Annotated in this window: 15 protein-coding genes and 1 tRNA gene; 10 read left to right on the top strand and 6 right to left on the bottom strand. The window is 35.3% G+C overall.

Translation table 11 applies throughout. The features are described 5' to 3' along the window. The first annotated feature begins 80 nt into the window (after positions 1-80). From UH1x_RS08610 to UH1x_RS08590, 5 genes are all read left to right on the top strand, one after another. Positions 81-1,937, top strand: coding sequence for a cation:proton antiporter (locus tag UH1x_RS08610; protein ID WP_482626199.1), 1,857 nt, complete (start codon positions 81-83; stop codon positions 1,935-1,937). A gap of 234 nt (positions 1,938-2,171) precedes the next feature. Then, the gene (locus UH1x_RS08605) at positions 2,172-2,435 is read left to right on the top strand and encodes a hypothetical protein (protein WP_482626198.1); all 264 of its coding nucleotides are present in this window, start codon (positions 2,172-2,174) and stop codon (positions 2,433-2,435) included. Between the two features lie 182 nt (positions 2,436-2,617). Next, positions 2,618-4,984: an outer membrane beta-barrel protein gene (locus tag UH1x_RS08600; protein ID WP_482626197.1), complete on the top strand. Its 2,367-nt coding sequence runs from the start codon at positions 2,618-2,620 to the stop codon at positions 4,982-4,984. Between the two features lie 13 nt (positions 4,985-4,997). Then, on the top strand, positions 4,998-6,005 hold the full coding sequence (locus UH1x_RS08595; protein ID WP_482626196.1) for a sensor histidine kinase: 1,008 nt from the start codon (positions 4,998-5,000) through the stop codon (positions 6,003-6,005). Between the two features lie 10 nt (positions 6,006-6,015). Next, positions 6,016-6,780, top strand: a complete 765-nt coding sequence (locus UH1x_RS08590) for a LytR/AlgR family response regulator transcription factor (protein ID WP_482626195.1) — start codon at positions 6,016-6,018, stop codon at positions 6,778-6,780. 8 nt (positions 6,781-6,788) lie between these two features. Here the strand turns inward: UH1x_RS08590 and lepA are convergent, their stop codons facing one another. After that, entirely contained in the window at positions 6,789-8,585 is a 1,797-nt protein-coding gene (lepA, locus tag UH1x_RS08585) for a translation elongation factor 4 (RefSeq protein WP_482626194.1), read from the bottom strand. A 203-nt stretch (positions 8,586-8,788) separates the two neighbouring features. Here lepA and UH1x_RS08580 point away from each other — a divergent pair, with 203 nt between their 5' ends. Both UH1x_RS08580 and UH1x_RS08575 read left to right on the top strand, forming a co-directional pair. Next, on the top strand, positions 8,789-11,191 hold the full coding sequence (locus UH1x_RS08580; RefSeq protein ID WP_482626193.1) for an outer membrane beta-barrel protein: 2,403 nt from the start codon (positions 8,789-8,791) through the stop codon (positions 11,189-11,191). Between the two features lie 110 nt (positions 11,192-11,301). Beyond that, a complete protein-coding gene (locus UH1x_RS08575; RefSeq protein WP_482626192.1) occupies positions 11,302-13,701 on the top strand; it encodes an outer membrane beta-barrel family protein in 2,400 nt (799 codons plus the stop codon). A gap of 6 nt (positions 13,702-13,707) precedes the next feature. Here UH1x_RS08575 and UH1x_RS08570 read toward each other — a convergent pair whose 3' ends face one another. Genes UH1x_RS08570 through UH1x_RS08560 form a run of 3 tightly spaced genes read right to left on the bottom strand, consistent with a single transcriptional unit; the run spans position 13,708 to position 16,050 of the window. Further along, entirely contained in the window at positions 13,708-13,905 is a 198-nt protein-coding gene (locus UH1x_RS08570; RefSeq protein ID WP_036150782.1) for a hypothetical protein, read from the bottom strand. Further along, positions 13,902-15,296 (bottom strand): radical SAM protein, encoded by a 1,395-nt coding sequence (locus UH1x_RS08565; protein ID WP_482626191.1) that lies wholly within the window; start codon positions 15,294-15,296, stop codon positions 13,902-13,904. Before UH1x_RS08565 ends, UH1x_RS08570 begins: the two co-directional genes overlap by 4 nt. Beyond that, a complete protein-coding gene (locus tag UH1x_RS08560; RefSeq protein WP_482626190.1) occupies positions 15,268-16,050 on the bottom strand; it encodes a prolipoprotein diacylglyceryl transferase family protein in 783 nt (260 codons plus the stop codon). The genes UH1x_RS08565 and UH1x_RS08560 overlap by 29 nt, the downstream gene beginning before the upstream one ends. Before the next feature lie 206 nt (positions 16,051-16,256). On the opposite strand from UH1x_RS08560, the gene dusB reads away from it, so the two are divergent. Further along, complete coding sequence (dusB, locus tag UH1x_RS08555) at positions 16,257-17,255, top strand: tRNA dihydrouridine synthase DusB (RefSeq protein ID WP_036150776.1); 999 nt, start codon at positions 16,257-16,259, stop codon at positions 17,253-17,255. Here dusB and UH1x_RS08550 read toward each other — a convergent pair. After that, on the bottom strand, positions 17,252-18,460 hold the full coding sequence (locus UH1x_RS08550) for an ABC transporter permease (protein WP_482626189.1): 1,209 nt from the start codon (positions 18,458-18,460) through the stop codon (positions 17,252-17,254). The genes dusB and UH1x_RS08550 overlap by 4 nt on opposite strands. Positions 18,461-18,464: 4 nt before the next feature. After that, positions 18,465-18,857, bottom strand: coding sequence for a 30S ribosome-binding factor RbfA (rbfA, locus tag UH1x_RS08545; protein ID WP_036150772.1), 393 nt, complete (start codon positions 18,855-18,857; stop codon positions 18,465-18,467). 64 nt (positions 18,858-18,921) lie between these two features. On the opposite strand from rbfA, the gene mce reads away from it, so the two are divergent. Together mce and UH1x_RS08535 are read left to right on the top strand one after the other, a co-directional pair. Further along, a complete protein-coding gene (gene mce / locus UH1x_RS08540) occupies positions 18,922-19,326 on the top strand; it encodes a methylmalonyl-CoA epimerase (RefSeq protein WP_396632751.1) in 405 nt (134 codons plus the stop codon). A 132-nt stretch (positions 19,327-19,458) separates the two neighbouring features. Then, positions 19,459-19,532 (top strand) — tRNA-Ile (locus UH1x_RS08535). Positions 19,533-19,587: the final 55 nt, after the last annotated feature.

The raw sequence follows: 19,587 nt of genomic DNA, 5'->3' as shown, positions 1-19,587 counted from the left end.
TCCCTAAAAATGCGCTGTTTCCCAATGTTTTTATGTTATATAGTGGCGTATAATTGTTATTTTTATCCAAAATCAAATAAATGCTAGAGCTTGCTGGGATTATCATTTTAGGAATACTTGCTCAATGGGTGGCCTGGCGCTTGAAACTACCCGCAATTTTGCCTTTAATTCTTATAGGTTTAATCGTTGGACCATTGTCAACATTGTATACTGAAGATGGTTCTAAAATTATTGAACCTATATGGAACGGGGACAAAGGTCTTTTTCCCGGAGAGGGATTGTACTATTTTGTGTCGCTGGCCATTAGTATTATTTTGTTTGAGGGCGGACTTACGCTTAAGCGTTCAGAGATTAAAAATATTGGTCCTGTTATTACTAAATTAATTACTCTTGGTAGTTTAACCACCTTTTTTGGGGCGGCATTGGCAGCCTATTTGTTGTTTGGACTTTCATGGCAGTTATGCTTCCTGTTTTCAGCTTTGATAATTGTAACAGGCCCAACGGTAATTACTCCTATTTTAAGGAATATTCCGCTTAAAAAAGATGTTTCCGCAATATTAAAATGGGAAGGTATTTTAATTGATCCCATTGGCGCATTGGCCGCGGTTTTAGTTTATGAATTTATTAGTGTAGGCGAGGGACAGGCATATACTATGACTGCATTGATCGAGTTTGCTAAAATATTATTATTCGGTTTTACTTTCGGGTTCACTTTTGCCCATGCACTTACATTTTTAATCAAGAAGAACTTTATTCCGCATTATTTATTGAACGTAGTATCATTATCCGTGGTTTTGGGAGTTTTTGTAATGTCAGATGTTTTTGCACATGAATCTGGCTTATTAGCTGTAGTTGTAATGGGTATGGTAATGGGTAATACCAATTTACCGAACATTAAAGAGCTTTTATATTTCAAAGAATCTTTAAGTATTCTTTTGATATCCATACTGTTCATTTTACTGGCGGCTAATATTGATATTTCAGATCTAGAATTAATATTTACATGGAAAACGATAGCACTGTTCTTATCCATTGTATTGATCATTAGACCACTTGGGGTTTTCTTGAGCTCCATTGGTTCTAATTTAAAATTCAATGAAAAACTGTTTATTAGTTGGGTAGGTCCCAGGGGTATTGTAGCGGCAGGTATAGCATCTTTATTTGGATCTAAATTATTGACTAAAGGAGAGGCTGGGGCAGAATATATTACACCATTGGTATTCATGATCGTTCTTGGAACCGTTTTGTTAAATGCCACAACGGCAAGAGTGTTTGCTAAACTAATAGGGGTTTTTCTAAATAAGTCTGAAGGAATTTTGATTTTAGGGGCATCAAAAGTATCACGTTTAATAGGTGAATATCTCCATAAAAACGACAGGCACGTTGTATTAATTGACAATAACCAGTCTAATATTGATAAAGCCGAAAAATTAGGTTTAGAAGCTATTTCGGCTAATATATATTCAGACAACTTAACCGATAATATAGAACTGAACGATATTGGATATTTAATGGCATTAACGGCAAACTCTGATATAAACAAGTATGCCATAAATAAGTTTCAAGATGCATTTGGTGAGAACGGATCGTTTAGATTGGTAGATGCAGATGAAATGTCTGACCCAGAAAACAACCCTAAAGAAGGCTTGTTTTCACATACGGATGATTTTATAAAATTGACCGAAGCAGCAAGAAAATTTCCGGCTATTCATGAAATAGAACTTCACGACACGGAGCATTATGAAGGTTTGATTGAGATTACAAAGGCAGACGCGGATATTGTTCCATTGTTTCTTTTGGACCCAGAAGGTGATATTCACATTATTACAGCATTCAGTAAAGAATTTACAGATATTCAGAAAGGCTATAAACTGGCATATTTAGGTAAAATGTTTCCTAACGAAGACCCAGATAAAGAAGAAGCCAAAGAAATCTAAAACATCATAAGCTTAATCTATTTTCTTAATATTGAACCTTATTGTTTACCATGTAAACGATATAGAATTTAAAAGATTTTTTTCCGCTACTGTTGTATATACATAAGAGATTTGGCACTATTATCTATTTGTTTTTGGCAGGTCATAAATTTTCTAAACACCATGATCTCGCAATATTTTGTAAAACGATTTCGTTAGGTAGGTAAGAAAAACCAACCAAAACCAAATTTTTTTATGAAAAAATCAATTTTATTTTTAGCATTATGTGCTACCGTAGCTTTTACTAGTTGTTCAAAAGATGACGATGAAAATGGATGTAAATCATGTACCGCTGCAGATCAAAAAGTGGAAATTTGCGATAATGGCGACGGAACATATGATTTAACCGTTGGCGGTGAAAGCGCCGGAACGTTAGATGAATCTGATTTAGAAGGTATGTCTCCACAACAAGTAGTAGATGCAACTTGTGAAGCTTTAAATTTACTTTCCGATTTCTAAAATAGGAAATTAGTTTTTTTTTAAAAGTCCTACATTTTAAATGTAGGACTTTTTTGTTTTCTAAAATCTATATCCAAAAGAATACCCAACTCATCCCTTTTTTATCCCAATTGGGCAGAATCTACTTTATTAAAGCATGTGCTGTCTATAGTTTTACGGTATCAATAATAAAACGACCAGTCATGAAATTTAAATTAACAACTTTAATAGCAGCACTATTCATCACAGCTGTTTCTATTGCACAGAACACCATCAACGGTACTATTACAGACACATTAGAAACACCGCTTTCTTTTGCCAACATTCTTCTTTACGAAGTAGGAAAAGAAGAAGCGGTTACGGGAGTAATTAGCAATGACAACGGAACTTATGTGTTTGAAAACCTTGCAAATGGAACTTATGTAATAGAAGTATCGGTATTGGGTTTCGAAACCAAAAAATCTGATGAATTACAATTATCAGGATCGAATGTAGTCCTTGATTTTACCTTACAAGATGAAGCTCAAAACCTAGATGAGGTTGTTGTAAAAAGTAAGAGACCACAAATTAAACAGACCGCAGAAAAGCTTATAGTAAATCTTGAAAATTCAGATATGGTGAATACCAATCTTCAAGATGTCGTAAAAAAGGTTCCCGGTATTATATTGACCAACGGCAATGTAAGTTATGCGGGCCAAGGTAATATTAGAATACTTATAAACGGAAAGACTACAGATTATATGGATACGGCTAGCTTGCTCAGAGATTTGCCTGCAGACAATATATCTAAAGTAGAATTAATACAACAGCCAGGTTCGGAATATGATGCGGAAGGCGCGGGTCCTATATTAAACATCATATTAAAGAATAATGTAAAACTAGGTACTCATGGTAACGTAAAGCAAATGGTGGGTTATGAGAATAGGTTTGAGTATGCTACAAGTGCATCGGTTGCTAGTTATAAAAACAAACTTAATTGGCAATTAAGCGCAGGGTATAGAAAATCTACTTCAAGAGATGATCTAATTTTGTCTCGTAGCGTTTTGGATGACACTTATGAACAGACTTCAAAATCTGCCTTTGACCCAATTATTATTAATGTTGGGGCAGGTCTTGACTATTACCTAACAGACAAACATTCAATTGGTGTAAGTGGTAGAATAGTCAATAGCGATTCTGACCGTGTTTCTAATAATAACACGACCATTTCAAACGGTACATCTAACATTACCTTATTAACCGATAATAGTTTCGATAGAAACAGAAATATTAAATCCTTGAACCCGTATTACGAGTTTAAAGACGACAAGAATAAACTTGTACTGGATTATAATTTTGTGGACTACGGTTATGACAATGAAAACAATTTATTTCAAATAGGCACTTCTGAACTACCTTATGATAATAGACGTTACTTTCAAGAAGCAGCATACAAGATCAATACGTATAAAGCCGACTATAAAAGAACGGTTAATGAGAGCTTTTCCTGGAATGCAGGCGCCAAATTTTCAGATGTAGAATCAGATAGCGATTTACAGTCTTTTACAGAAGATGATGAAGGTGTATTTCAGTTTCAACCGGCAGAGAGCAACAGGTTCTTGGTAGATGAAACAATACTGGCTCTGTATTCTAAATTAAACGTAAAGGTCGATAAATGGAGTTTTTCCGGTGGATTACGTTGGGAAGAAAGTGATACCCGGGGCACTGCAACTACTACGGGAGAAACAAGAACAAGAAAAATATCTAAACTATTTCCAAGTGCAAGCCTAAGCCGAGAAATTACAGAAGAGATCAGTGCTAACCTTGCATACAGTTATAGAATTCGCAGACCGTCTTATAGCTCGCTAAATTCTTTCGTGTATTTCTATGATCCGTTTACTTTTGAAGAAGGAAACCCCAATCTAAAACCTGCTTTTACCAACAGCTATCAGTTTAATTTGACATATGAGAACCAACCGTTCTTCAATATAAGTTATAGAGAAACCTCAGATCAATTATTTGAAATCATAACCCAAAACGATGCATCTGCCGAGACTTCTAGAACTATGATCAATTTGGCAAAGAACGAAAATTGGAATTTTAGCCTCTTTGCACCCTTAAGTTTTATTAATGGATTAGATGGGTATACTGGCGTAATCGCCAATCATAATCGTTACGCATCAGAAAATCTAAATCCTGAGCTAGATTTGTCTAAATGGAGCATAACCTGGTTTACGAGCGCAGAATATGAATTACCTTGGGAAATCAATTCGGAAATATCTGGATATTATACTTCAGGCGGATTGGAAGGTATTATTGAATATGAATGGATGGCAGGTATTGATTTAGCCATCAGTAAAAGTTTTCTTGATGACAAATTAAAGGTTAGTTTAGAGTATGAGGAGCTGATACAAAGACCTTTTACCGGTAATGTGAGGTATGATAATGTAGATGCAACTATCGTTTCTAATTGGGCCAGAAACAATGTATTTTTACAATTGAACTATAGTTTTGGTTCAAAATTTGGAAAAAGCAATAAGCGAGAGAACGCTTCAAAAGAGGAACAAAACCGTATTAAACAAGACAATTAATACAGCAACGTAAATGAATACGAAACTAAATAAGTCAGACTTCATATTACTGGGTGTTATTATAGGAGTAACATCACTTTTTAATGTTTGGCAGTATTATGTTTATGGTAATGATCTGTTAGAATACATAGTTGATATTCCAACGTATATTGTAATGGCATGCATTGCTATTGGCTTGTTCATGTATTGGTTATTGCCAAATTTCTTATTGAAGAAAACGAACTACTTTCTGCTCATTAGCTTAGCTATTGTAATATTGACCGTAACGGGTTTTATAGAAAACCTTGCCGGGTATTGGTCATGTGAAAATGATTGCAGAACATACCCGGTTTGGCACAGAGCATTATTAGACGGTCTTTTTGCTGGTGCTGATAATGTTGGTATTCCTTTGGGTATTTTGTTGACCAAGAAGTTTTATGAAAGCCAAACACAGGTTGTAAAAATTCAAAAACAGCAGAAAGAGAATGAGCTTAAACTTTTACGTTCGCAATTAGACCCTCATTTTCTATTTAACAATCTAAACACATTAGATGCCTTAATAGACAGTAATGCCAATAAGGCAAAAGAATATATAAATCGTCTTTCATTAATCTATAGATACTTGATTCAGACAAAAGATGCTGAGGTCATGGAGCTGTCAGAAGAAATGAATTTAGCGGATAATTATATGTTTCTTATTCAAACTCGATTTGGTGATGATTATAGTTTTCATATAAACAAGAACAGCGACTTTTCCAATAAATTTTTACCCACCGGTGCTATACAGGCCTTATTGGAAAATGTAGTAAAACATAACAAAGCAAGTGGAGAAAATATAGTGCATACCAGTATTGATATTGATGAGAATTGGCTGACAGTGACAAACAACAAATCAAAGTTTACAGATTTAAACGATAGTTTAGGTACGGGTCTTAACAACCTAAAAGCACGATATAAATTACTATCAGAAGAGATTCCTAAAATAGAGGATAGTGAAACCGAGTTTAAAATTTCAATTCCGATAATTAAGTTAAGCAACTAATGAGAAGCCTATGACACTTTTAATTTTAGAAGATGAAATTCCCGCTTATCAGAAATTATTAAGCCATCTTAAAACATTTTTTGATAATGATATAACAAATCATTGGGCAAGATCAATTGCAGAGGGTAAAACGCTTTTAGAAGCTAATACGTACGACCTTATTTTGTCAGATATTAAATTGTTAGACGGTATTTCTTTTGATTTGTTTAATGCCGTTGAGGTAAGTTGCCCAATCATATTTTGTTCGGCTTATGACGATTATTTATTTCAGGCATTTAATACCAACGGCATAGCCTATATTTTAAAACCATACACGAATGCAGATTTCATAAAAGCATTGGAAAAGTATGAATCTCTTTTTAAACAGGGAAAATATGATAGTAAACTAAGCAATGAAACATTAAGTGCATTAAAATCAGCATTGCAAGAAGAGCAGAGCAATTATAAGAAGCGTTTTGTTATCAAGAGACCTAATGGCATACAACTATTGAATACATCTGAAATTGCTATGATAGAAGCCTCTGGAGATTTCTGCATTGCCGTGGATCAAGAAGGCAAAAGACACCCTATATCACAAACTATTGGGGGCATAATACAACAATTACCACCTAAAAAGTTCTTTAGAATCAACCGCAGTCAAATTGTGCATATAGATTTTATAGAACAGATAGAGAGTCACTTTAAAAACCGATTACTTATTACGGTAAAAGGCTGTAAAGAAAAAGCAATGACCAGTACCTCTACCACTTCCGACTTTAGAAAGTGGTTAGAGTAATCTGATGTTTAGTCGTTCAACTTCAATACCGCCATAAATGCCTCTTGTGGCACCTCTACGTTACCTACTTGACGCATACGTTTTTTACCTTTCTTCTGCTTTTCTAGAAGCTTACGCTTACGCGAGATATCACCACCATAACATTTAGCGGTTACATCTTTACGTAGTGCTTTGGTAGTTTCCCTAGAGATAATTTTTGCACCGATAGCTGCCTGAATAGGAATATCGAACTGTTGTCTTGGTATCAATTCCTTCAACTTTTCACACATTTTTTTACCGATATGAACAGCATTATCCGCATGAATCAATGCAGAAAGGGCATCTACCGGTTGTGCGTTTAAAAGGATGTCTACACGTACTAATTTAGAGGTACGCATACCTATTGGTGCATAATCAAAAGAAGCATAGCCTTTGGAAACAGTTTTAAGTCGGTCATAGAAATCAAAGACGATTTCTGCCAATGGCATGTCAAAATTAAGTTCAACACGTTCGGTAGTCAAATACGTTTGGTTCGTAATTTGACCTCTTTTCTCAATACACAAAGACATTACATTACCAACAAAGTCAGATTTTGTAATGATAGTGGCTTTAATATAAGGTTCTTCTACACGATCTATACCAGAAGGGTCTGGTAAATCTGTAGGGTTGTTTACAATAATAGGTGTTTCAGGATCTTTACGTGTATATGCATGATAACTAACGTTGGGTACCGTGGTAATTACCGTCATATTGAACTCTCGTTCTAAACGCTCCTGAATGATTTCCATGTGAAGCATACCTAAGAAACCACATCTAAACCCAAAACCTAGGGCAGCACTACTTTCTGGTGCAAAAACAAGAGAGGCATCGTTTAATTGTAATTTTTCCATTGAAGCACGTAACTCTTCAAACTCATCTGTATCAACAGGGTAAATCCCTGCAAATACCATTGGTTTTACATCTTCAAATCCTGCAATTGCATTTTTAGTAGGGTTAGCGGCATCAGTAATGGTGTCACCTACTTTAACTTCACGAGCATCTTTTATCCCAGTAATTAAATAACCAACATCACCAGCTTTCACGCTCTTTTTAACTTCTTGGGTCAACTTTAAAGTTCCTACCTCATCAGCAAAGTAGTCTTTGTCAGTAGCTACGAATTTTATCTTTTGTCCTTTTTTAATTTCACCGTTTATAACTCTAAAGTAAGTTTCAACACCTCTAAAAGGGTTGTATACAGAATCAAACACCAAAGCTTGTAATGCTTCATCTGGATTACCGGTAGGAGCAGGAATACGCTCAATAATAGCTGCTAATATTTCTTCAATACCAATACCTGTCTTTGCAGATGCAGGTATAACTTCATCTGCATCACACCCTAAAAGGTCAACGATATCATCAGTAACCTCTTCTGGGTTGGCACTAGGTAAATCTACCTTGTTTAAAACAGGTATAATCTCAAGGTCGTTTTCTAAAGCTAAATATAGATTTGAAATCGTCTGCGCTTGTATGCTCTGAGCCGCATCTACAACTAGCAATGCACCCTCACAGGCTGCAATGGATCTAGAAACTTCGTAAGAGAAATCTACGTGGCCAGGAGTGTCAATTAAGTTTAAAATATATTGCTCACCTTTATAGTTGTAGTCCATTTGTATGGCATGACTTTTTATAGTGATACCACGCTCCCTTTCAAGATCCATACTGTCCAGTAGCTGTTCTTTTTTCTCTCGATCTGTAACAGATCCTGTAAACTCTAACAGTCTGTCTGCCAAGGTGCTTTTACCATGGTCAATATGTGCAATAATGCAGAAATTTCTAATGTTTTTCATAGCGGTAACAGTAATAATAAAGCTGTTTTATACCCAGATTCTTGCCAGGGATTAAAGAGCAATTGCAAATATAATCTAATTTATAGCGCTAAGCTTGAGTGCAGTTACCTATTTATTGTTGTAAAGATTGGTTTGGATTACATATATTGTAAAGGATTACAACGTTTTTTTTACTAGATTTGATTACCAACCCCGAGTCACCATTGAAACTACTAACAGCTATTTTACTCTTCTGCATAGGTATGTCCCATTTTGGATATAGTCAATCCTTTGAATTAAAAGGAGAGGTTAAAGATCAATACCAAGAACCTATTGCATTTGCATCCGTGTTTTTGCTGACCGTTACAGATTCAACTTTGGTAAAAGGTACTTCTGCAGATGAAAATGGGGTTTTTTTATTTTCTGAGGTTGATGAAGGACTTTATTTCTTAAAGGCATCATATGTTGGTCAAGTCTCTAAAAATTTACCTCTTGAAATTTTAAAGGACACTAAAATTGGTGCCTTGATTATAGAAAAGGAAGCAGAACAATTAAACGAGGTAACTGTAACCAGTAATAAACCCGTAGTTAAAAGAGAAGTGGATCGTATTGTTTTCAATGTAGAAAACACGGTTATTTCTCAGAACAGTTCTTGGGACATTCTTCGTCAAACACCAGGAGTGATTATGATGAATGATGAACTGAAAGTCAGAAATCAAGCCACTACAGTCTATATTAACAATCGTAAAGTGCAATTGTCTTCAGAAGAGGTGAGAAGTCTTTTAGAAAATTACCAGGGGGATAATATACAGTCAGTTGAGGTAATACATAATCCGCCAGCAAGTTATGATGCTGAGGGCGGATCAATTTTAAATATCGTTACTAGTAAAAATGTATCCATTGGTTATAAAGGCAATGTAAATGCTGGGTATACACAAGGGGTCTTTCCAAAGTACAATTTTGGAACATCGCATTTTTATAAAACCAAAAAGTTAAACGTTCACGCCAGTTATAATTTTACTCCTAAGAAGGAATTTAAAAATACACTGAACAATACTAATTTCATGGATGATACCGGTATTGTTTCTGTTTGGGATACTGATTTTGATCAAGTAATCCGAAGCAATACACATAGTGCGGGTTTAGCTATAGATTATGATTTTAATGATAACAATACACTAAGTTTTACAAGTAATGCCCTATTTCAACCAAAAAGGGATGCCGATTTTTTCCAGGAAACTACAATTAAAAATGCATCGGGTGTTTTAGATTCTTTATTTACAACACAGAGTTTTCTGAGTGAAAGAAAGAATAATATTTCCGGTGATCTTACATTCAAACATCAATTTAAGGACCAAGGGAACTTAACAGTAAATGCACATTATACAAATTTTGATTTAGATCGAAATCAAGAAGTAAACTCAGATTATTTTCAACCTAACGGCTCATTTCTGCGCGATTTTAATTTCTCGACCATTGCCGATCAGCAGATAGAAATAAAGACTGCTCAAATAGATTACACTGATTATTTAGGTAGTGTATTTTTTGAAACAGGGGCAAAAGGTTCTTTTATAGACTCTGAAAGTAAATTAGATTATTTTTTAGAGAATAACGGAACGGAGTTTATATCCAATTTGTCTGATGACTACACCTATGATGAAAGCGTATATGCGGGATACTTTAGTTTATCCAAAGACTGGGAAAAATGGAGCGTAAAAACAGGATTACGTGCAGAACAAACAGAAAGTTCTGGGGTGTCGGTCAATGTATCTAGTATAAATGATCTTAACTATTTTGAACTTTTTCCGTCCTTGTACATACTACATAGTATTAATGAAAATCACAGTTTATCGTTTGATTATGCAAGAAAGGTACAGCGCCCTAGGTATGAAGATTTAAATCCGTTTAGAACATATATTAATGAGCGCACCTTTGAGGAAGGGAACCCTAATTTAACACCAAGCTTTAGTCATAATTTTAATTTGAATTATACGCTGAATCAAGAATACTATTTTGATTTCTATTATAGAGATAATGGCAAGTATATTTCAACTCTTACTTTTCAAGACAATAATGATTTTGTTTTGAGGGATATTACGCAAAATGTACTGGAAAGTACTTCCTATGGGTTCGATTTTACCTATGGAAAATCTATTACCAACAGGTGGTATTTGTATAGCTATATTTCGTTATTTCATGAAGATGAAACATTTATAGCCCTACAGAGCGATGATTATACATTTAAGAATGATTACAACGGGGCATATGTTGACCTTACCAATTACGTGACGCTTTCCAACGATGGTAGTTTTAAGGGAGAATTAGGATTTGTATATTTATCAGGTTGGTTACAAGGTTCTTTCATTCAAGAGGAATCTACCAATCTATCAGTGGGCCTAAGAAAATCTTTTTTAGATAACAGAGCGGTTTTGAGTGTAAGTGCCAATGATTTATTAGGAAACTACAATTCTTATTTATCTTCTAAATATTTAAATCAGGATAACAGTTTTTTTATTAAACCCGAAACCCAATATGTAAAGTTTGGCTTCACGTATAACTTTGGTAATTTTCGCTTAGAGGACAATCAACGTGATATTGATAAAATAGAGCGAGAGCGTCTTGATTAAGGTTAAATTACTCACAATCAATAACTTGATTTTTTATTAAGAAAAATTTAAGAATACTGTAAGATAATTCAATATTACTTTCCTACATTTAGGTGTTTTACGCACACTAAATGACTAGGAATTTTTACTTAACACTACTATTCTGTCTTACGTTTACCCTAGCGTTTGCCCAAGATTTTATTATTAATGGTGTAGTAATAGATGACAATCAAAACCCTGTTGTTTTAGCGAATGTAATATTGTTAACCGGCGAGGGTGAATTCATAAAAGGAACGGTCACAAATGACCAAGGTTTTTACGAGTTTAAAGCTGTTACTTCTAGCACTTATAACATAGTTGCCAGTTATATAGCAAATACTGTAGAGAGCTCTAATATTTCAGTTACAGAAAACATTGAAATGAAACCCTTAGTTCTTCAAAGTGCCCAAGAGTTAGACGAAGTGGTTGTAACTCAAAACAAACCGAAATTAGAACAACTGGCGGACCGGCATATTTTTACTGTAGAAAACACAGCAATTTCTGATGGAGATATCTGGGGTGTTCTAAAACGTACTCCTGGTGTAATGGTAATGAATAATCGGTTATACATTAATGGCAGCCCTAATGTTAATGTGATGATCAATGGTAAGCTAGTGAACTTACCAGAAAGTGATATTATTAATTTACTTAGCGGCAGTTCAGCAAGTAATGTACAATCTATAGAAGTAATAACGAGTCCCCCTGCAAAATATAGTGCTGAAGGCGGATTGTTGATTGACATTAAAATGAAGAAAAACCTGGTTGCAGGGTATAATGGTGCTGTTTTTAATAGATATACACAAGGGGTTTTACCAAAACATACTGTAGGTACAGATCACTTTTTTAAAGGTAAAAAGATAGATTTTTCAACGAACTATAGCTTTAGTCATGATAGGGATTGGACCAGATATTCTGATGTTACCACATTTTTTGAAGACGGACAAGAAAGTGAGATTTGGACAGCAGAGCAAAAATCTGTAACTAAGAAAAAAAGTCATAATCTAAACCTTTTTTTAGATGTTGAATTAAATGATAAAAATGCGATTAGTCTTTCTTCCACCTCAAGTTTTTCGCCCAATGGCAACACTCTATATACTTCTACGACCGATATAGAAAATACAGATGTAGATTTAATAGCGCGTTTAAAAGGTCTCAATATAGTAAACGATGATACCTATAACTCTTCTAATTATTTAGATTGGGTGCATAAGTTGAATGATAAAGGAGCAGAAATAACAACAAATGCACATTTCACATATTATGATTCTAGAGATAGTCAAGAATTAAATAATGATATTGTAGCGGGTTTTACAGAGAATACTTCAGAGAATACTTTAAATGTAGGATCAGATCAAATCATAAATCTTTTCAGTGCTCAAACAGACCTTACGTTACCACTGTCAGAACAGTCGACTATGGAAACAGGCTTGAGATTTGCAAATATAAATTCTGAGTCAAGTATTCTACAGTCCGGTTTTGATGAATCTTTTGAAGGTATTAACCCTACGGAATCTGGTATTTTTAATTACGACGAACAAATTTATGCAGGGTATGTCAGTCTTAGCAACAGTTGGGAAAAATGGAAGTTGAATGTAGGTCTTAGAGCAGAATATACAAATACAAAGGGAGATTTAGATGTTTTATCGTTGACGAATACGACTTCTTATTTTGATTTGTTCCCAAACCTGTCAATGTCTTATACAAAAGACAAAAATGCTTTCATGGTAAAATACTACAGGCGAATTACGCGGGCAAGATATAGCAGTATTAACCCTTTTCAATATTACCTATCCGCAAATTCTATCCTTGAGGGAAACCCTAATTTAAAACCAGCTTACCGCACATACGCAGAAGTTGATTATGTGTACGACAAAGACTTTAAGTTTGCCTTATTTACCAGTATAAAATCAGACGAACAAGTACTACAATTTATTCAAGATAATACGACGAATATTCTCAAAGCCCAATATCTAAATTTAGAAACCAATTACAGTTTTGGCGCAGATATAAGTGTGTCTAAATATCTTACGTCATACTGGTACTTTTATTTTTTGGTGAGCCAATCTTATAATCAAAATAAGTTTAATGATATAACAACAGATGCAATTATTGAGAATTCTATTTGGACAACATATGTAAGAGCGAATAACTATTTTACCCTTTTAAAAGATGAATCCCTCTATGCAGATCTAGCTTTTAACTATATTTCTCCGTACGTTAGAGGTAATGCTAGATATAGAGCCTATAGTAAATTAGGTATAAATTTTAGAAAGACTTTTTGGAATAAAGATGCTAGTGTTTCAATAGGAGTAGAAGATATATTTAATAACGGAAATACCTTTTCTACAAGAAACTACCTTGACCAAAATAACGCTACCAGTACTAGGCCTGAAAGTCGATTATTTGTATTCGGTTTTAGATATAAATTCGGGAACACAAAAATTCGAGATAATTCTAAAAGTAAGAATACAGACGAAAATAAGCGATTATAACAATTTCTAAGATAGCATAGCACCGCATATACCAAGGCTTATTAGGCAATACACGCCTGCTAATATCATAAAGACCTTACCCGCTTTTTTCTTTTTATAATAAAACAAAATCGCCCCGATTATGATGAACAATATTGCGGGACCGAACATAATTAGAAACAAAAATGTAGCAAGACCATCAAGATTACCAACTTCTAAAATCATATCATTTCGTTTTGTAGTTCTTTTAATCGTTCAATTTTATCATCTCGGTAAAAGAGGTTCATAGTCTCGAACGGAATAATTTTATAGTCTTTATTTACAATGTGTACACATGATTTTTTAATGGCACGTACATCAAAATTATGGGCATCTATAAATTGCATGATAATGATACGAAATAGGTTGTCATATCCAAGCTCAGGCGCATCAATCTCTGGTAAGCAGCACATAATACTCTTTAGGTTTTCAGAAGCTTTTTCAACGGAATTTCCAGTACTGAACAACTCGATCATTTTACCATGTAGCTGTTCATCTTGCTCATAGATAATAGTATTTTTTCCTTCGTTCAATAAGTCATCAGGATTTATAAAACGCGTTAACGGATTCACTTCATCTCCTAATTTTAATGCATAAGCCATCACCAAAGCATCAGGGTTACAAGGCACAGGTATTAGGTCATCAGATTCAAAAATGGGAGATTGCTCTAATATTTTTCGTCGTACCTCGGTTAATGTAATACGATTTTCATCAACTTCGAAGTTCTCTAATCGCCCAGCAATCTGTGTGGGTTGAAAAGTAACTCCGCGCACACATTTTTGTTTTAAGGCAAAGTCAATAGTGCTTCCCATTTCATGATCGTTGAGTTCTTTTTGTAAAACAACAACAAGAGTGGTAGAAAGATTTAATCTGTTAAGATGTTCAAGGGCTTGTAAACGAACATCCGCAAGGTCTGCGCCTCTTAAAGTTTGCAGCACTTTGTTGTCCAAAGAATCAAACTGTAAATACACTTCAAAATCTGGGGCATAGGAGGCCAATCGTTTTGCAAATGCAAAATCTTTGGCAATTTTAATTCCGTTGGTATTCAACATTAAATGCCGAATAGGAAGTGATTTTGCATAATCTAGAATTTCAAAGAACTGCGGGTGTATAGTGGGTTCACCACCGCTCAGCTGCACCACATCTGGTTCTCCTTCGTTTTTTACAATGACGTCGAGCATTTTCTTTATTTCCTCAAGCGTTCTATGTCTACCATAAGTAGGAGAAGATCCTGCATAACAAGTTGGGCAGGTAAGGTTGCAACGATCGGTAAGTTCAATTACCGTAAGACAAGAATGTTGTTCATGGTCAGGGCAAAGTCCGCAATCATATGGGCAACCATAATGCGTTTCTGTATTGAATGTTTTAGGGTATTCAGAAGCCTTATTATAGTTTCTAATATTCTTGTAATACTCAATATCATCGGCTATAAGCACTTTAGATTTACCATGCTCTTTACAATTTTTAAGCATGTATACCTTATCGTTTTCAAAAACGATTTTGGCATCTACCCGTCGTAAACATTCCGGGCAAAGGCTTAAAGTAAAATCATAATACGTATAGTTTCTTTCGGACATATGTAATTCCCTGTAGGATGAATTTATAGTAGTAAACCAAACAAATTAAACATAATATTTGAATGCTGCTCAGTCCTAATAAATAAAAACTGTTGGGTTTTAAAAACTCGATACAGAAACGAAGGGAAAAGTAACAGACCATAAAGAGCTTAAATAAGTCACCGTTTTTAAAAGTATGATTCGAATTTTTAAGTCTACGGATAATCATAAAAAGAACCGTTAAAAATACCACTTCATACAACGCAATAGGATGCCTTTGAATACCGTCTCCTAAGTCCATTCCTGTAAACAATGTTGTTTCTTTTCCATAGGTAAACTCTTTAATACCTGCTAAAAAGCAGCCGATTCTACCAATAATAATCCCTAAGATAATAGGTAGGGTAAATAGGTCTCCAGACGAATGCTTCTCCTCTATGATTTTTTTGGCAAGCTCCACACCCAGTAGACCACCAAAGAGTCCGCCCATTATGGTTTTATTGTTCAGATTGTATAGCCAATCTTCATGAATATGAGCCACAGGATTTTCAAAAAAGGCAACTACCCTAGAGAGAAACAAAGCCCCAAAGACGGCACCTATTATAATAGAAAGTCGGTTGTTAGATGAAATGACATCAGCACTCCTTTTTCTAAGAAAAACATAGTATCGAAATCCAATAAAGAAAGCCAGGTACTCTAGAATAAGATGCATATTTAACTTTACACCAAACACAACAGGCTCAAAAGGAAGCGAGACGATAAGAAGTGTATTGTTCATAAAGTAATTGGCAAGAGAAATAAGTGATAAAATGTCAGTCTGAGCGCAGTCGAAGATTAATTTAGTTACTAATTTACGCCCTTTCTACAAACATGTATTTCAGACCTCAGCAATCCACTTCAAAAGGGCATAATTTATACAAAAATGGTAGTAATGCCCTTCCCGTATTTTTATATAACTTTGCAACCCAAAATTAAAATACGCCAGTGCCCAAAATAGGAGACATACAACTGCCTGATTTCCCGTTGCTTTTAGCACCGATGGAAGATGTGAGCGACCCACCATTTAGAGCCCTTTGTAAAGAGCAGGGTGCCGATGTGGTATACACAGAATTTATTTCTTCGGAAGGATTGATTCGTGATGCCGCAAAGAGTGTCATGAAGTTAGATATTTACGAAAAAGAACGCCCTGTAGGTATTCAAATATTTGGTGCCAATCTAGATAGTATGCTACAATCTGTAGAGATTGTAGAAAAGTCTAAGCCAGATATTATAGATATTAATTTTGGTTGCCCTGTAAAGAAAGTAGTTTCTAGAGGAGCAGGAGCTGGTATTTTGAAAGATATCGATTTAATGGTCTCTTTGACCAAGGCAATGGTAGAACATAGCAATTTGCCCATTACGGTAAAAACTAGACTGGGTTGGGATGATAGCTCTATAAAAATTGTTGAGGTTGCAGAGCGCTTACAAGATGTAGGCTGTGCCGCAATTGCTATTCATGGTAGAACCCGTGCACAAATGTACAAGGGTAGTGCAGATTGGAACCCAATTAGGGATGTCAAGAACAACCCAAGAATGCATATACCTGTATTTGGTAACGGTGATGTAAATTCCCCGGAAACAGCTATGAAAATGCGTGATGAATACGGCTTGGATGGCGCTATGATCGGTCGTGCAAGTATTGGTTATCCTTGGATATTTAGGGAAATAAAGCACTTTTTTGAAACAGGAACACACTTGGCGCCACCTACTATGGCAGAACGCGTAGAAGCTGCTCGACGTCACTTGCAGATGTCAATAGACTGGAAAGGGGAAATCTTAGGGGTTTTTGAAACCAGAAGGCATTATACCAACTATTTCAAGGGTATTCCTAATTTTAAAGAATATCGTATGAAAATGGTTACTAGTGATGATTCTGCATCTGTATTTGCTGCTTTTGATGAGGTGTTGCAAAAGTTTGGTGACCACCAATTTACCAACGCTTAAAGGTCTACCAGCTTTTTATTAATACGGCTACTTGCAATTTTAGAAGCAATTACGCCCAATACTAAAATGGTTGCCAGCACTATGACAATGTTGATGAATTCAAACTTTACAGGGTAAGCCAGCGACGGCGTAATTTTCAACCAACTAAACGCAAGTTGAGACCATACAATCAGCACACCTAGTAGCACACCAATTAATCCGCCAAAACCAGTAACTAGAACTCCTTGTACAAAGTAAATTCGGCGCAATTCTTTAATGGTAGTACCAAGGCTGTAAAGTGTTTTAGAATTTTGCTGCTTATCTAAAATCATCATTATAATAGCGCCTACTACATTAAACAGTGCAATGATAAGTACTAAAGTAAAAATGAGATAGGTAGCCACATTTTCAGTATTTAGCATTTTATAAAGCGTACTATTCAGTTGTTGTCTATTTTTCAATTGCACGTTAGCGCCTAGGATAGACTGAATTTCATCTCGAACCGAAATTGGTTCAACACCTTCATCCATCTTAAAATTAATACCAGAAATGGAAAGCGAATCTTTTTCTAATAAAGCCTGAGTCAATCTTAAATTGGCAAACACATATTTATTATCCAAATCTGCCTCAACTGCATAAACACCACCAATGACCATAGGTAGTTGATTGTAGAGCGTTGATGTGTTCATGGTTTGTGAAAGCGAACCTTTACCGGGTTTAAAGGCATAAATCTGCATAGGACTACGAAACTGATTGATGGTAACCCCTAAAATATTGGCAATACCTAAACCTGCCACTACTTGGGTATCATTAATGGTCCAATCGCCAATGTAGAGTGTACTGTCAACACCGGTTACTTTGGTGTAATTACTATCGATTCCTTTTATGTATGCAATATGATTCTTGCCTCGGTGTTCAAGAGATACTTTTTCTTCTATTTCTTTAGAGTAGAATGCTAGACCGTCAACAGACAGTAAACGTTGTTCTTGTTCTGGCGTTATGGTAAATATCTTTCCGGTTACGGGAGAAGCCTTTAAGTCAGGATCAAAAGATTCGGTAAATGAAAGGCTAAAAGTTTTTAATCCGGCGAAAGCCGAAAGCACAATAAAAAGTGCTGCAGAGCCAATAACTATAACTAAAAAGGTGATAAAATTAATGATGTTGACCGCGTTCTGGGTACTTTTAGAACGCACATACCTTTTAGCGATATAGAGAGGAAAATTCAACCGATCAGCTCTTTTTACGTTTAGGTAACAAATCTCTGTTCTCTATTGGGTTCTCTTCGCGTTTTAACGACTTTTCTATATTCTCTATGTAATCTAAAGAATCGTCTAGGTAAAATAACAACTCAGGTACTCTACGCAATTGGTTGCGGGTACGTTGAGAAAGCTCATGTTTAATAAGTGGTTGGTTAGATTTTATACCCTCCATCAATTCACCCGATTTCTCATTAGGGAAAATACTCAAGTATATTTTAGCGATAGATAGATCTGTAGTTACTGAAACCTTGGAAACAGAGATAAGCGTATTACGAAGTCCGCCATCAATGGCAGCCTTTTGTAGAATGTCTACAATGTCTTTCTGAATGACCCCAGCTATTTTACGTTGTCTTTGCGTTTCCATACTGCAAAAATACATAGAAATTGTATCTTAACCCCTATATAAGGCACACTGAAGTAAATAAGGAATGAAAAAGATAGAACATTTAGGTATAGCGGTGAAGAACATGGAAGATTCTAATGCACTTTTCGAGAAATTATTGGGTGTCGCTCCCTATAAACAAGAAGAAGTAGCTTCTGAGGGCGTAATGACTTCTTTCTTTCAAAACGGACCTAATAAGATAGAGCTTTTGGCTGCCACAGAACCAAACGGACCTATAGCCAAATTCTTAGAAAAAAAAGGTGAGGGCATACACCATGTAGCTTTTGAGGTAGAAGATATCGTTGCAGAAATGGAACGCTTAAAAAAAGAAGGCTTCACATTATTGAATGAAAAACCTAAGAAAGGAGCTGATAACAAGCTAGTAGCCTTTGTTCATCCAAAGACTGCGAACGGAGTGTTGGTAGAGTTGTGTCAAGAAATTAGAGAGTAAGCATTATTTTGTTTGTGTCAGTTAAAAATAAGTAGTAATATTGCATCCGCAATTTGCGGGTTTTGTAATGCAGCTGGTATGAGCACCGGTCTTACTGATTTTAATCAGAATACGTATTTCAAAATTATAACCGGTCCTATAGCTCAGCTGGTTAGAGCACCTGACTCATAATCAGGTGGTCCCTGGTTCGAGTCCAGGTGGGACCACACATAAAACTCCTTTTAAATCTAATGATTTAAAAGGAGTTTTTTATTTAGTTTC

The sequence above is a fragment of the Maribacter sp. UH1 genome (assembly GCF_056839145.1).
Note: the sequence above shows the minus strand (reverse complement) of the source record. Positions and strands in the feature narration are given on the sequence as shown.

Excerpts from the sequence above, each read along its gene's own strand:
- UH1x_RS08565 (WP_482626191.1), bottom strand. The coding sequence starts at position 15,296 with ATGTCCGAAAGAAACTATACGTATTATGATTTTACTTTAAGCCTTTGC.
- UH1x_RS08605 (WP_482626198.1), top strand. The coding sequence starts at position 2,172 with ATGAAAAAATCAATTTTATTTTTAGCATTATGTGCTACCGTAGCTTTT.
- UH1x_RS08575 (WP_482626192.1), top strand. The coding sequence starts at position 11,302 with ATGACTAGGAATTTTTACTTAACACTACTATTCTGTCTTACGTTTACC.
- UH1x_RS08560 (WP_482626190.1), bottom strand. The coding sequence starts at position 16,050 with ATGAACAATACACTTCTTATCGTCTCGCTTCCTTTTGAGCCTGTTGTG.
- UH1x_RS08590 (WP_482626195.1), top strand. The coding sequence starts at position 6,016 with ATGACACTTTTAATTTTAGAAGATGAAATTCCCGCTTATCAGAAATTA.
- UH1x_RS08595 (WP_482626196.1), top strand. The coding sequence starts at position 4,998 with ATGAATACGAAACTAAATAAGTCAGACTTCATATTACTGGGTGTTATT.
- UH1x_RS08570 (WP_036150782.1), bottom strand. The coding sequence starts at position 13,905 with ATGATTTTAGAAGTTGGTAATCTTGATGGTCTTGCTACATTTTTGTTT.
- UH1x_RS08600 (WP_482626197.1), top strand. The coding sequence starts at position 2,618 with ATGAAATTTAAATTAACAACTTTAATAGCAGCACTATTCATCACAGCT.
- mce (WP_396632751.1), top strand. The coding sequence starts at position 18,922 with ATGAAAAAGATAGAACATTTAGGTATAGCGGTGAAGAACATGGAAGAT.
- lepA (WP_482626194.1), bottom strand. The coding sequence starts at position 8,585 with ATGAAAAACATTAGAAATTTCTGCATTATTGCACATATTGACCATGGT.
- UH1x_RS08610 (WP_482626199.1), top strand. The coding sequence starts at position 81 with ATGCTAGAGCTTGCTGGGATTATCATTTTAGGAATACTTGCTCAATGG.
- rbfA (WP_036150772.1), bottom strand. The coding sequence starts at position 18,857 with ATGGAAACGCAAAGACAACGTAAAATAGCTGGGGTCATTCAGAAAGAC.